General features: G+C 66.3%; 13 protein-coding genes. 5 read left to right on the forward strand and 8 right to left on the reverse strand.

The genetic code is table 11. The features are described from left to right. Positions 1–417 precede the first annotated feature (417 nt). The 7 genes from ABD241_RS19845 to ABD241_RS19875 all read right to left on the reverse strand — a co-directional run bounded on the left by ABD241_RS19845 (position 418) and on the right by ABD241_RS19875 (position 5,174). Entirely contained in the window at positions 418–951 is a 534-nt protein-coding gene (locus ABD241_RS19845) for a hypothetical protein (RefSeq protein ID WP_344066934.1), read from the reverse strand. A gap of 49 nt (positions 952–1,000) precedes the next feature. Next, on the reverse strand, positions 1,001–1,519 hold the full coding sequence (locus tag ABD241_RS19850; RefSeq protein ID WP_344066936.1) for a hypothetical protein: 519 nt from the start codon (positions 1,517–1,519) through the stop codon (positions 1,001–1,003). 53 nt (positions 1,520–1,572) lie between these two features. Continuing rightward, complete coding sequence (locus ABD241_RS19855) at positions 1,573–1,983, reverse strand: hypothetical protein (protein ID WP_344066938.1); 411 nt, start codon at positions 1,981–1,983, stop codon at positions 1,573–1,575. Between the two features lie 123 nt (positions 1,984–2,106). Continuing rightward, the gene (locus ABD241_RS19860) at positions 2,107–2,442 is read right to left on the reverse strand and encodes a hypothetical protein (protein ID WP_344066940.1); all 336 of its coding nucleotides are present in this window, start codon (positions 2,440–2,442) and stop codon (positions 2,107–2,109) included. Between the two features lie 642 nt (positions 2,443–3,084). Next, positions 3,085–3,345, reverse strand: coding sequence for a hypothetical protein (locus ABD241_RS19865; protein WP_344066942.1), 261 nt, complete (start codon positions 3,343–3,345; stop codon positions 3,085–3,087). Between the two features lie 136 nt (positions 3,346–3,481). After that, positions 3,482–4,066: a hypothetical protein gene (locus ABD241_RS19870; protein WP_344066944.1), complete on the reverse strand. Its 585-nt coding sequence runs from the start codon at positions 4,064–4,066 to the stop codon at positions 3,482–3,484. A 202-nt stretch (positions 4,067–4,268) separates the two neighbouring features. Continuing rightward, positions 4,269–5,174, reverse strand: a complete 906-nt coding sequence (locus ABD241_RS19875; RefSeq protein ID WP_344066946.1) for a tyrosine-type recombinase/integrase — start codon at positions 5,172–5,174, stop codon at positions 4,269–4,271. Between the two features lie 506 nt (positions 5,175–5,680). Here ABD241_RS19875 and ABD241_RS19880 point away from each other — a divergent pair. From ABD241_RS19880 to ABD241_RS19895, 4 genes are all read left to right on the forward strand, one after another. Further along, a complete protein-coding gene (locus tag ABD241_RS19880; RefSeq protein WP_344066948.1) occupies positions 5,681–6,718 on the forward strand; it encodes a DUF4192 domain-containing protein in 1,038 nt (345 codons plus the stop codon). A gap of 209 nt (positions 6,719–6,927) precedes the next feature. Beyond that, on the forward strand, positions 6,928–7,824 hold the full coding sequence (locus ABD241_RS19885; protein ID WP_344066950.1) for a hypothetical protein: 897 nt from the start codon (positions 6,928–6,930) through the stop codon (positions 7,822–7,824). Between the two features lie 68 nt (positions 7,825–7,892). Then, positions 7,893–8,162, forward strand: coding sequence for a hypothetical protein (locus ABD241_RS19890; protein ID WP_344066951.1), 270 nt, complete (start codon positions 7,893–7,895; stop codon positions 8,160–8,162). 991 nt (positions 8,163–9,153) lie between these two features. Then, positions 9,154–9,789: a recombinase family protein gene (locus ABD241_RS19895; RefSeq protein ID WP_425580841.1), complete on the forward strand. Its 636-nt coding sequence runs from the start codon at positions 9,154–9,156 to the stop codon at positions 9,787–9,789. Positions 9,790–9,912: 123 nt separating this feature from the next. On the opposite strand, the gene ABD241_RS19900 is transcribed toward ABD241_RS19895, so the two are convergent. After that, entirely contained in the window at positions 9,913–10,341 is a 429-nt protein-coding gene (locus ABD241_RS19900) for a hypothetical protein (RefSeq protein ID WP_344066953.1), read from the reverse strand. Positions 10,342–11,310: 969 nt separating this feature from the next. Between ABD241_RS19900 and ABD241_RS19905 the strand changes: the two genes are divergently transcribed. Next, positions 11,311–11,850, forward strand: a complete 540-nt coding sequence (locus ABD241_RS19905; RefSeq protein WP_425580842.1) for a recombinase family protein — start codon at positions 11,311–11,313, stop codon at positions 11,848–11,850. Positions 11,851–12,328 lie beyond the last annotated feature (478 nt).

Consider the following 12,328-nt stretch of genomic DNA (forward strand, 5'->3'; position numbering starts at 1 on the left):
CGGGAAGGGTGGCGGGTGTGGCACGGACGTCGTATGACTCGTCTTGTGCGCGCGTGTAGGACGAACCCGCAGACGCGCCACACGCGCCACCTCCGGCTGGGACCCTGTGCTCGAAGGTAGGGCTGGAGGTCAGCCTCCGGCGCGCGTCACCGGAGTCTCTACGCAGGTCGACGCCTTTCGGCCTACGCCTGCCCAGCAGCTTGGTGCATGACGAAGGGTCACTCGCGCGTGTTGCCATGTACTTGCGTGGAGCACGGTAGGGCTGACCACAAGCGCGGGCACTGCAACCTTCGCGCAGCGCCTCGTGTAGGCACGTACTCCACAAGAGGCGCTGCGAGGTCAGCGAAGGGGAAGGTCAGCCCGGGAAACTGCCGTTCGATGTGGGAGGAAGCGCGAGCGCCCCTCGCGCCCGGTGGGTCACTTGCTGGTGAAGATGGCGTTCTCGTGCGAGAAGTCCGGGCCGTACTGAAGGACAATGTCCTTCGGGTCATCGACTCCGAACGCGGCGTTATAGGACACCTTGCGGCCCGGGAGGAGCGGCGTCATCGGCGCGGACTCGACACCCTTGCCGCTGTCGAACACCGGGCTGGCCTCGCCGCTTCCGGACTGTGCGGTGGCGGAGCCGACGAGATCGATCTTCTGCTTCGAGCCGTTCTTGACGGTGATCGTGAACAGAACGAACTTGGTCTGCTTGCCCATCACGGCGGCGTATTGCGACGGCTTGAAGTTCTGGGGCTTGGAGACGGTGACCTGCATGCCGTCGTCCCAGGTGTAGGTGGAGCCGAATAGGGCGGTGTCGGCCTTCTCCGGTGCGGCCGGCGCGTCGGCGGCCTGCGACTTGGAGTCGCCAGCGGGGGCCGCCGAGGAGGAGGAGACCTTCGACGTCGCGCAGCTGGTGAGGGTCAGGGCGGACAGGGCGGCGACGGCGATGGTGGTGCTGAGCTTCTTCACGGGTTTCGGTGCTTCCTGATTCTTGGTGGTGGGTTGCTGTGCGGGTGGGTCAGTCTTTGAGCGTGATGGTGAGGTTCATCCCGTTGTCGGGGTGGTAGTTCCAGCGGGCGTTGAAGTCGCCCCACGAGTCGTTCTGCATGCCGTCGAGGGCGCGCGTCTGGCCGATGTGGTCCTTGACGGAGGAGGGGATCTTGAGTTCGGCGAGGAAGCAGTCGACCTTGTCCATCGGCTCGGGGCCGGGGTTCTCCTTGGCGAGGACGTTGCGGAACGAGATCGACTTGCCCTCGTCGGTGACGCTGGTGAACGTCGAGCACTTGGCCTTGGCTGCCTCGAGCGGCGTCTGACGGTTGGACGTCAGGGCGAAGATGCCTGCGGCCAAGGCGAGGACGCCGACGACTGCGGCGATGACGAGCGGCTTGCGCCTGGACTTCTTCGGGGCCGGCTGCGGCGGCGTCATGAGGTCGCTGTGGTCGAGGGCCGGGCCGGTGGTCGGGGCGGCGCTGCGCGGCGGCAGGTCTGACGAGACCGGCTCGGCGGGCGGATAGGAGCCGTACTGCGGGGTGTCCATGGGTTGCGGTGTTCCTGTTCTGGCGTGTCGGGTTGGTCGTGCGGGGATGGCTGCTACTCGTAGAGGCACTTGCTGGTGAAGTACGCGCGGACGTCATAGCGATCGAACGAGGGCGCGCTCGACATGAAGGCGTCGAGGTATGCGTCTTGTAGTGCGCCGTTCTTGTTCCAGCCTCGGCACATCTCCCTGCGCATGCTGTCCGGGATGTTGTCCCACATCTGGTTCATGGCCATGCGCTGAATGTCCGCGTCGTTGGGCGGGTTGATCGGGTCGGCGATGGCCGGAGCGTCGTACTGCGACGTGTTGGTCGTGGTTGTGGTCGTGGTCGGCGTCGCTGCGGGAGTGGGCGCCGCGCGGCCGGGGCCGAAGGCCAGAGCGATGGCAATCATGGCGAGGACTGCGCCGCCGCCGATGAGGAGGCCCTTGCCCTTCTTCTCGGGTGGCTCCTGCTGCTGTTCGGACATGGGTGTTTTTTCCCCTTTGCGGGTGTCGGGATTCGTGAGTGAGCACGCTGACTCAGGTGAGGCGCCTGTGCGGCGCACACTGAAGGGCCCGCACCACTCCGGTGCGGGCCCCTGCGGCTTCCGTCAGCGGTTGCGGCTGCTGAGCCTCACAACAGCCCAGATGATCACCATGAAGAAGTCGACCACGGCCCACAGACCGACGATGAGCATGACCCCGATGCCGGTGCCCACCGCGGTCGCGGCATCGCAGTTCTCCTTGGAGAGGCCACCGGTGCACGGGGTGGAGCTCGCACTGTTGGCGCCAGCGATGATCCAGAGCAGGAAGATCGCCTGGACGGCCAGGAACACCCACATGAAGATGCGCTTCTTCTTCTTGGGCGGGGCCGGCGGGGGCGGCGGGGCCGCGGTGGCGCCAGTGGTGGGCTGGTAGCTCTGGTAATGGTCAGGCTGCTGTGTCATGGCTTTCTCCCTGTCGGAAATGGGGCTCTTCGCCCCAACCGGACACAGTACGAGCCTGAGAGCCTCCTGTACGGAGAACGCGGAAGGCCGTCCAGGCCGTCGCGGACGCGCAGAGACGGCAGCGCAGCGAGCAAAAGGCGCTCATGTCGAAATGCCCGATCGAGACCGCCCTCCACGTCGCCCTCACTTGCCTTGCGACGTCCTGCGACAAGGGCGCTCCGGCAGTCGAGCTATGCGAAGCTGAACGACCGGCACGCTTCACGCCACGTCAGCAACTCGGACCGGTGAACCGCGACGCTCCTTCGGCTCCTTCGCGTCAGCCGACTTTCGTCAGCAGTTCGGCCGAGAGCCACTGCTGCACTAGGACGCGGTCAGCCTCGATGACGTAGGCGACGAGGGCGAACCAGGCGCCGTCACGCTGCTGCCACTCGAGCACGATGCCTGGGTGAGGCCCGGGCGCGTCCTGCCCACCACGGACCCAGCAGTGCCGGCGGCTGGGCGGGACCGGAGGGATGGGGTGCTAGTGCCCTCGTCCTGACCCTCCTGCCATGGCACCAGTGTGGCGCGATATCGAACACACGTTCGGTTTCGCTTGCGCGAAGTGCTCCGTGCTCCGCCGATGCTGCAGCCGCTTTCGGCGAATCAGGCTGAGTTCGTCGGCGCGCTGGCGCCCATGGGTGGGTCTGATGGACTCGATGACGCCCGGGGCACGTCCTCGAAGGCGTAGGGCCAGTGCTTCTGCACCGCATCTTCGTGCCAGCCGCCTTGCAGACGGTTGTAAGCCCGGCTCGCCAGGATGCGCAGGGACCGGACGACCTCGGGGGGCGGGTTCGGGTCCTTGCCGGCGATGTAGCTGATGAGGACGTTGACCGCGGCGGCCTCAGAGGGTGTCATGCGTGCCATGCGCTCACGGTAGGCGGGCGGCACGATTCGACGGGGGCGAATTCCTGGGGGCTCCTGGGAAGACGAGACCGCGGTATCGCACTTCCTGTGCCTCGCGACGTCAGTGCCGACGATGACACCCGCCGCGCAACGTGGGTCAACGACGAAGGGCGATGAGTTCATCCAACGCCTGGGCAAACCTCCGCTTGACCTCGTCCGCCTGATCTAGGCCTTCGGGTCGAAGATACTTCTGAATCAAGACTTCCGGGACATTCTCCCGCGTGTTTGTGACGGCGTGCTCCTTGACCTGCCCAGCTATTAGGTCAGTGGTTCGCTGGCCCGGGTAGCGCTGATGGAAGTACAGCAACGTGAGCAGGTCGAGCACGCAATGCCACACCCAACGCGACGTGACCTGTTCGTCCCCCTGCTCGGGAACTCGCAGGCGCGCCTCTATCGTGCGTCCAGCGACCCGAAACTCTTGAAAGGCTGAATCCAGTACTTCAGATGCAGGTTCCGGCGTCCCGTACCGAACACGCCTTCGAGCGTCTTCGACCGGTATATAGAAGCCATAGGCGATCTGAAACATTTCAACCGTCAGGTTTTGACGATCAAGCCGAGACTCTCGGCGTCGCTGCAACCACGAGACCAGGCCGCCCACGGCGACCGTCCCGACGACTATCGTCAGCGCAGGGCCGACGAGGTTCAGAAGCACCTGTTGCGAAAAGGAGAATGCGGAACTCACGGCAGCATCATGCTCGATCACGGCCGTCGGTGGGGGATCAAGTCAAGCTACGACGATGCGGGCCGCCCCGGTCCGCGGTCGTGTTCGATGAGCGAGCAAGCGACCGGGCTTAGCATCAGACCCGTCATGTGGCGCCCACTGGGTCGAGTCAAGCGGCGGCCGGAATGCTTCGCGCGCTACGCACGCGATGGCCCCACGTGCTTCAACGCAGTTCAGCGACGTCCTCAGCCGGGGGCGGCACGACAAACGACACGAGCGCGTGCACAGCATGGTCGTCGAGCTGGGTGCGGTTGCGGTCGTACCGCATGGTGGTGCGCGGCTCGCTGTGACGGGCCAGGTCCATGACCTTTCTGAGCGACGCGCCTGCCTCTAAAGCGTTAGTAATGGCGCTGTGCCGGAGGACGTGGGAGTTGAAAGGGAGCTCGATGCCCGCCCGCCGCCCGATCGTGTGCACGATGGTGTTCAAGCCTGATCGGCCCAGGGGCAGACCATCGAGGCGAAGCAAGATCGAGCCGTCGGTACGGTCGCCCACAGCGGCATCGAGAGCACGCAGCACGGGCACCGGGAGCGGCATCTGGGCAGGCAATCCAGCCTTGCCGATGAACTCGAGCACGCGGTGCCCGCGAACCGTCTGCTGGTAGTCGCCCACCTCCAGGGAGCACGCTTCGCTGGCGCGAAGGGCCATGCAGCCGAGCAGAAAGGCGGCGGCGTAGTAGCGCCCGCCCATGGCGGTTCCCGCCGCCAGGAACGCGGTCAGTTGGCTACGGTCGAGCCCCAGGGTGTCACTGGGGCGGAAGTAGTAGCGGGGCCTTCGCGCGTGGACGGCCGGGTCCCGGTCGATGGCGCCCTCGTGATACCCGAAGCGGTAGAAGCCACGCACCGGACACAGGGCCGTAGCCACGCTCGAGGGGCGCATGCCCAGCTCGATGTGGAGATGGTGGACGTAGCGCTCGACATCTGCGCGGGTGACGGTCAGAGGCTCGTACGCCTGGAGCGCACACCAGTCGAGGTACCGGTCCAAGTAGTAGGTGTAGAGGTCGCGTGTGTGGCCGACGTAGGGCATCAGGTACTCGTCGCGGATCACTTGAACATCTGGGTGGAGGATCATCCACCCGATGCAACTCCCGCTGACGTCGGGCGCGCCAGAGCCCGCAGCCCCCTATTACGCGAACCCATGACGGGAACTCGTCAAGTCGAGCCGGGTCGTCGTTCATAAGGTGAACAACAAGAAGATCCTCCACGGAGGAGTTCTTCGTCGTTCACCTTGTGACGCTTCATCCTGGGCGTGGAGGCAGAAGCGTTGAACCACGCCCAGCCGGACCCCTCGCGCGGCTGCAGCTCAGGACTCCCGGGATCGCTCAAGGCGACCCAGGCCTAGCAGCCACTCCCTCAGGTCCCACAGTCGGGACGGCCCGGCTCACCATGCGGTGAATAGGTCAAAACCCCTGAGCCGCAAGCAAATTCGCTAGTACACTAGGACCACGAGGCATTGGGATAACCAGGTCCGACGACGGACTGGAGAAACCCCCTCCCACGATGTTTTCGAAGGGCCCGCCACCGGTGGCGGGCCCTTTCGCATGCCCGGACCCACCGGGCTCCGACGAAAGGAAGACCATGACCGCACCACCCATCAAGCTGCGCAGCCCCGCAGAGCTGCTTGCCGTCATCCCACACCTGCTCGGCTTCCAGCCGCAGCACGCCATCGTCGTGATGGCCCTACGCGACAACAAGATCAACCTGACCGAGCGGATCGACCTGCCCACCCCGGACCGCGTCGAGGAGGTCGCCGAAGCCCTCGTCCGGCATGTGCGCCGGGAGACTGCCGAAGCCGCACTGCTCGTCGGCTACGAGGACACTGCCGGCCAGAGCCGGCCCCTCATCGAGGCCCTCACCGAGAGACTCCGGGCCCAGGGGGTTTCCATCCGGGACCGGCTTGTGGTCCACGACGGACGGTGGCGTTCCCTGGACTGCGACCGCCCATCATGCTGCCCACTCGAGGGCAGTCCGCTGCCGCCGCCCGCGGACGTGGCATCGACCATCGCCGAGTTCATCGGGCAGGGCAGCTCGCCGCTGCCCGATCGCCAGACACTCGCTGCCCAGCTCGAGGAAGGCTCAGCGGCGCAGGACGTCGCCGACCTGATCAGGCGCAGCGGTGAGGTGCCAGCTACCGTCGCGGACAGTCGAGCCCGTCACCGTCTCGCCGACGTTTGGGCGCGAGTCCTGACCCGGTCCGACGGCAGGCTCGCCGTCGCCGACGCCGCGGTCGCCCTGCAGTCGCTCAAGGAGGCCTCCACCCGTGACGGGCTCGCCGCCGTGCTCATCCCCAATGGGCTCGACCTCAACGTCCTGCCTGAGGAGACGCAAGCGCTGGTCGACGCGTGCAGCGGTGCCATCCGCACAGCCGAGGAGGAGCACGAGGTCGACACGACACCTGGCGCGGTCAAGTCCCGGCTCATTGACCTGTGCCGACACGCGACCGACGAGCACGCCGCACCGGTGCTGACCCTGCTGGCGACCTACTCGTGGTGGCACGGCGACGGAGCCCTGGCCCGCGTCGCCCTCGACCGGGCGCTGCGGTGCGACCGCAACTACCGCCTCGCTCAGCTGCTCACCCTGATGCTCGACGAAGGCATCCGACCCGACCGTCCCTGACGGTCGTCATCCGCTGGGGCAGCGGGGGCAGAAACGAGCCGACACTCCTCACTGGTTCACGCGTCGGGGGAAAGCACGCCGAACCTGCCCCACGCTCCACAAGCACGCAGAGCACCACACCGAACGCCAGGCCCGCCGCACCACGCGGTGGGCCTTTCTCATGCCCGAAGCAGCCTGCCGCCGGGCGTCAACCACGAAGGAGATCCACCATGTCCACTGCAGCACCCATCAACCCCGGTCTCTACGCCGTCCCAGCCCCGCCCCAGCAGGAACGGTTCGCCCTCCTGCTTCGCCTCCGCAGGGCGGCCCGACAGGCCCTCGACACCCTCCTCGCCCTGCCTCGGGGCGCCGCCGGCTGGGTCCTGACACGGGCCCGCACCGTACTGACCGCCATCGGTGGCAGCCCCGTCTGGTCTCGCGTCGCCACAGGCCTCACCCGGGTCCGTGACCTCTTCCGGTCCGTTGGGCCAGTGACGGCAGCCGCCGCAGTCCTCAGCATCCCGGCGGTGTGGAAGACCACGGTCCGGGTCGGCCGCTGGCTCGGCTCGAAGATCGCCGCCGGCGCGAAGGCCCTCTGGCAGCAGACACGCTCGCTACTCGGCAGGTGCGGACCGACCGGCAACCGCATCGCGGCCGGGCTGGCCAACACTGGCACCGCGATCCAGCTCGTCTTCGTCGCAGTAGCCGCCCACCCGGTGACGCAGGCCCTCGTCGAAGGCGCTCGGTCTCTTGCCGTCCTGGTTCGCCCGGTCAGCCAGTCCACCGTCGTTCACCGGCTCCTGGGCCGGCTCGTCGGCGGCTCGTGGCTGCGCTGGGGCCTTGAGCTGGTGCTGCTGCCGCTGGTGATCGCCCCGAACCTGCTCGTGGACCTCGTCGCCAGCTGGTGGACCCCTGGGACACCAGCAGCGGCATCCGCCGCGCGGGGGGCTCAGCCGTCGGGGTGTTTCGTCAACGTGACCGAGCCCGGGATAGGCGACGAGGCAGTTGAGCCTGCGTACTCCATGGGGTCGGACGAGTGGACCGAGCCACACGGACCCAGCAACCGGGCCGAACGCCGCGCCCAGCAGGCGCAGGCACGCGCCCGTCGCGCCCGCGCCCGTTACTGACCCACCAGCCGCTCGCAGGAGGCCCGTCACATGGTGGCGGGCTTCCTGCCCTCTACAGAGGAGAACCCATGATCATCGTCATGTCCGTGGCCGCCGCAGCGGCCCTCACCGTCGTCGCCTACGCCAAGCTCCGAGAACACGAGCCCGAGACCGCGGCGGCGGGCCTACGCGCCGTCCGCGACCTCGCCGACGTCGTCCTCGTCTGCGTCAAGGCGGTCGAAGGCGTCGTGGCCGTGCTGTCACGGTCCTCGAGCCCTACCAGCGGAACCCCTTCTCGTCGTTGGGGCTACGGCGCCGAGTACGGCAGCAGCTACGACCTCGAGGACGAGCCATTGTGAACGCCACCGGGCTCAGCGGGGACGTGTCCAACGGGGTAGACCCCACCGAGACACCACGGCGCCACGTCGCGACACGTCCAGACGGGGTCCTTGTCCCGTTGTGGGACACATTCGGAAGGGGTCTAGAGATGCCCAGATAGGCGGCCTCCGCCAAGAATCACTCTTCGTACGTCCTCTGATCGAACCAGTTACCGCGGTCGGTCAGCGGGTGCGAGGGGAGTTGGCTCAAGCTCCAACGAGGATCCGACGCCAGCTTGGGACCGCTGGCACTTGGGAAAAGGAGAAGAACGGGACGGCCCATCGCGTCCTGAACTCCAGTCTGGCGATTTGACGCTCCCGAGCCACCCCTTGTGTGGCCAGACGAAAGAGGAGAGCGTGTACGAACGGTGGACACGCGGCGACAAGCTCAGCTCTGTCTTTGGTCATCGCTGTCACCGAGCACCGCGCGGGCGCCGACTTTTGGCAGAGGCAAGAGCGCAGAAGAATGGCACCAAGCGGCTTAGTGGCGTCTTGCCGCGCGAGAATGGTGACGTGCCAGGGGTCCTGCGGGCCCCTTCGACCCGCCTGAAACCACGGGTAGCGGTCGCCATCTCGGGTGAAGCCAGCGATGCTCCGTACACCGGGGAGGTCCGCCGCGGCGCACGCCGCAGAGGCTCGGGCTTTTCGCGCGGAGGGCATCCGACCAAAGAGCTCAAGGAGTTGACTCCTTGTCCCGTGGCCTCGTGTCCTATCGCGTTTCATGCGCAGACGCTAATCCACGCTTCCCGTGGCGCGCGTGGCTTTGGAGAAAAGCTTGTGGTCAACCGCGTGCATCCTTGTCGCTGGAAGTTCGTGCCGCAAATTGCCAGCAGCCATGCCCCCGGAAACGCCAGACGCCGAAGGACTGGGGGAGGCGAACGGGCCAGTGCAGCGGCCCCGTTCACAAGCGAGCGTTTCTGAACACCCAGACGCCCCCGCCTCCAAACGAGGCGGGGGCGTCTGTCCTTTGCCCATGTCCAAAATCAAGGTCTCAGAAGGAGGCCCACGCATGAGTAATGAGACAACGACCGCTGGCTACCTTGTCGGGTACGCCCGCGTGTCCACCCTCGAGCAGGACGCGGCCCTGCAGCGCGATGCCCTCCAGAGCGCCGGATGCCAACGCATCTTTACCGACACGGCGTCCGGCAAGCTCGAGCACCGGCCGGCTCTCGACGCCATGCTCGACCAGCTGCGGCCGGGAGACACGGTGGTGGTGTGGAGACTCGACCGGCTCGGCCGCAGCCTGCGGCACCTCATCGACACGGTGCAGACGCTCGAAAGCCGCGGCGTGGCCTTTCACAGCCTCACCGAGAACATCGACACCTCCACTCCGGGCGGGAAGCTCATCTTCCACGTCTTCGGCGCCCTGGCCGAGTTCGAGCGTGACCTGATTCGGGAGCGCACGATGGCCGGGCTCGCGGCGGCTCGTGCTCGTGGACGCAGCGGTGGTCGACCCACCGTTTGGACACCAGAGAAGCTAAGGGTTGCCCGGGACATGTACGAGAGCAAGGAGCACGACATCGCTGCCATCGCTCGCGTAGTCGGCGTCAGCCGGGCCTCGGTGTATCGGGCCCTGAGGCAGTCCTACCCGAAGGCGCTCGACCGATGAGAGGGCCAGCCGCCACGCCCGCTCGCACGGGTGCCATGCGCACCAGCAAGGGGCGGAGTCCGACACTGTGGCTGCCTACCTTCAGTTGCCACCCGTGCCGTTCGCGCTTTCCCTTCGGCCCGCTTAGTCCAGTCGCGAGCAGTACACCGTCGCGTCACCAAAGGCCGCCTTTGGCGCGGCATGGCTCTCGGCCAAGGCGACCAGCCGCAATCGCAGTGTGCGCGGTAGCAAAATGGACCGGTGCATGTCATGCCCGAATGGAATGGACAACTGGGCAAGTAGGACATCGTCGGAGTAGACGCGGAACTGAGCAGCCGTGTCGGCTGGGGCGTCGTCGGCGATGCCGGCGGTGAAGGTCAAAGCGGAGCAACGTCTCTCGAGGTTGTACTCGCCTTGAGACGCTTGGCCTTGGGCGTCGGCGAGCCCTGCCCAGTCGATCACGATGCTGTTAGCGAATAGCACGCCGTTGATCGTTGTGCTGGCCTTCGCCCAGTTCCCCATGGACGACACGGGTTGTAGATCGGCAAGTCGGTAGGCGATCTGACCCGCCACCCCGGCAGTGGGGGTAGCGGAGGACGTGGCACTCTCTTCCGCTGAGCTCACGGCATCTGAGGTGGGCGAGGGGCCGCCGAATTGCGTGCCGCTGTCAGCTGCAGTTGGCGTCGTGGAGGCGGGTTTCGTACCCGTCGCGGCAGGATTCGGCTGGCTCGCTGTAGTGCAAGCACCGACCGTGAACAGCATGAGCAGGAACAAGAGCGCTGATACCAGAGTTGGCCGTGACCGTCCTCCGGCACGCCATACGGTGGCGTCAGCCCCGCAAACGGCCAAGCCAAACAGGTCCACCATGGGATGGCCGGACTCATGCGGCCCGATCAACCGACGCTGCTGAGTTCGCATTGCCCGTATATCGTGGTCGAGGCGAGCTTTATCTCATTTGCAGACGGCTGAGTGACAACATACGAGCGTGTGGGATCGATCACCGCGTTAGGTATCCGTACGGTTAGCGTGTCGCCTTGCAGGCTGTAGGTCATCGTCCAGGCGCCACTTTGATTAGGGTTTGGCGGGTCATAGGTGTCCTGCGCGTATATTGCGTCAGGCGCGAATGCAAAGGTGCGGTCCACGATTCCTTGGCCCTGATCGCCTTGCGTGATTGCCCATGGCTGGTACGGGCACTGTGGACTAGGCTTGGTCCTCCATGTGTGACCCACAAGGCTCGACCCAATCCCTGCTGCAGATGGTGGTTGAGGCACTGACACGGCGACCGAGGCTGTGGCTGGGGCCGAGGCCGTGGCTGGGGCAGACACCGAGGCGGCCGGCTCGGATCTGCTTGCCGTCCCTCCTGACTGGCAGGATCCTGCGCTGATCGCGAGAACGCCCAATGCGACGAAAGTTCCGAGAGTCCGAAACGCGCAATACTTCATCGCACCTCCAAACGATTGCGATGCCGTTACCACCAGTCTAGGTTCACTCCCCAAGCGCCGTACCTACCCGAGAAAATTGGATGAAGGTGGGTACACACGAGTGTCCACGCTTGAGCAGGACGCCGCCTGGCAGCGAGATGCCCTCGAAACCGCCGGCTGCCGGCGCATCTTCACGGACAAGGCTTCCGGGAAGATCGAACATCGACCCGCGCTCGATCAACTACGACCAGGGGACACCGTCGTGGTGTGGCGACTCGACCGTCTGGGCCGCAGCCTGCGTCACCTCATCGACACCGTCCAGGAACTCGAGGGCCGGGGCGTCGCCTTTCGCAGCCTGACCGAAAGCATCGACACCTCCACGCCCGGCGGGAAGCTCATCTTCCACGTCTTCGGCGCCTTGGCCGAGTTCGAGCGTGACCTGATCCGGGAACGAACCTTGGCCGGCCTGGCGGCGGCTCGCGCCCGTGGCCGCAACGGTGGCAGGCCCACCGTCTGGACGCCCGAGAAGCTGAAGGTCGCCCGGAGCATGTACGACAGCCGTGAGCATGACGTCGCCTCCATCGCTCGGGTAGTGGGCGTCAGCCGCGCATCGGTGTATCGGGCCCTCGCCCACTCCGATCCTCAAGAACCCACCACTTGACCACCTCCGCCGGCTCCTCTCGTCCTTGTGACGGGCGGAGCCGGCCAGGCAGGCTTTTCTTGCGTTCAGGAGCGGTTCCTGGGGCGTGCCCGAGCAGGGGCCAGCTCGACCCTGGAGACAACTGCGACGCGAGGTACGGCTCAGGCGCTTCGACTGCCGACCACCAGAAACACTGAACGCCGAGGCGCGCGGGCGGCAGGCTGAGCAACCTCAGCCCTCCGTGGCCCCTGCCGACGGGCGCCGTGGGGGCGAGATCTGCTCGACCTAGGGCGCAACGTCACGTCCATGACCTGGGGGGACTCGTGACGACTGCGACCACGACCGACCCCTAAAGGAGATCGGGTCGTGGTCGTGGTCGCCGTCGCTCAGTGATGTCCGAGCGTCGCTAGTGAAGCTGAAGCAGTCTTCCTGTCATGGCTCCCCTCTGTGTCAAGACGCGGCGGGAAGCGCGGTTCTAGGGTGAGTGGTGGCGGGTCCG

This window comes from Terrabacter lapilli (genome assembly GCF_039531305.1).
In the GTDB taxonomy this organism is placed as follows: domain Bacteria; phylum Actinomycetota; class Actinomycetes; order Actinomycetales; family Dermatophilaceae; genus Terrabacter; species Terrabacter lapilli.

Excerpts from the sequence above, each read along its gene's own strand:
- ABD241_RS19880 (WP_344066948.1), top strand. The coding sequence starts at position 5,681 with ATGACCGCACCACCCATCAAGCTGCGCAGCCCCGCAGAGCTGCTTGCC.
- ABD241_RS19850 (WP_344066936.1), bottom strand. The coding sequence starts at position 1,519 with ATGGACACCCCGCAGTACGGCTCCTATCCGCCCGCCGAGCCGGTCTCG.
- ABD241_RS19890 (WP_344066951.1), top strand. The coding sequence starts at position 7,893 with ATGATCATCGTCATGTCCGTGGCCGCCGCAGCGGCCCTCACCGTCGTC.
- ABD241_RS19865 (WP_344066942.1), bottom strand. The coding sequence starts at position 3,345 with ATGGCACGCATGACACCCTCTGAGGCCGCCGCGGTCAACGTCCTCATC.
- ABD241_RS19860 (WP_344066940.1), bottom strand. The coding sequence starts at position 2,442 with ATGACACAGCAGCCTGACCATTACCAGAGCTACCAGCCCACCACTGGC.
- ABD241_RS19885 (WP_344066950.1), top strand. The coding sequence starts at position 6,928 with ATGTCCACTGCAGCACCCATCAACCCCGGTCTCTACGCCGTCCCAGCC.
- ABD241_RS19855 (WP_344066938.1), bottom strand. The coding sequence starts at position 1,983 with ATGTCCGAACAGCAGCAGGAGCCACCCGAGAAGAAGGGCAAGGGCCTC.
- ABD241_RS19895 (WP_425580841.1), top strand. The coding sequence starts at position 9,154 with ATGTCCAAAATCAAGGTCTCAGAAGGAGGCCCACGCATGAGTAATGAG.
- ABD241_RS19875 (WP_344066946.1), bottom strand. The coding sequence starts at position 5,174 with ATGATCCTCCACCCAGATGTTCAAGTGATCCGCGACGAGTACCTGATG.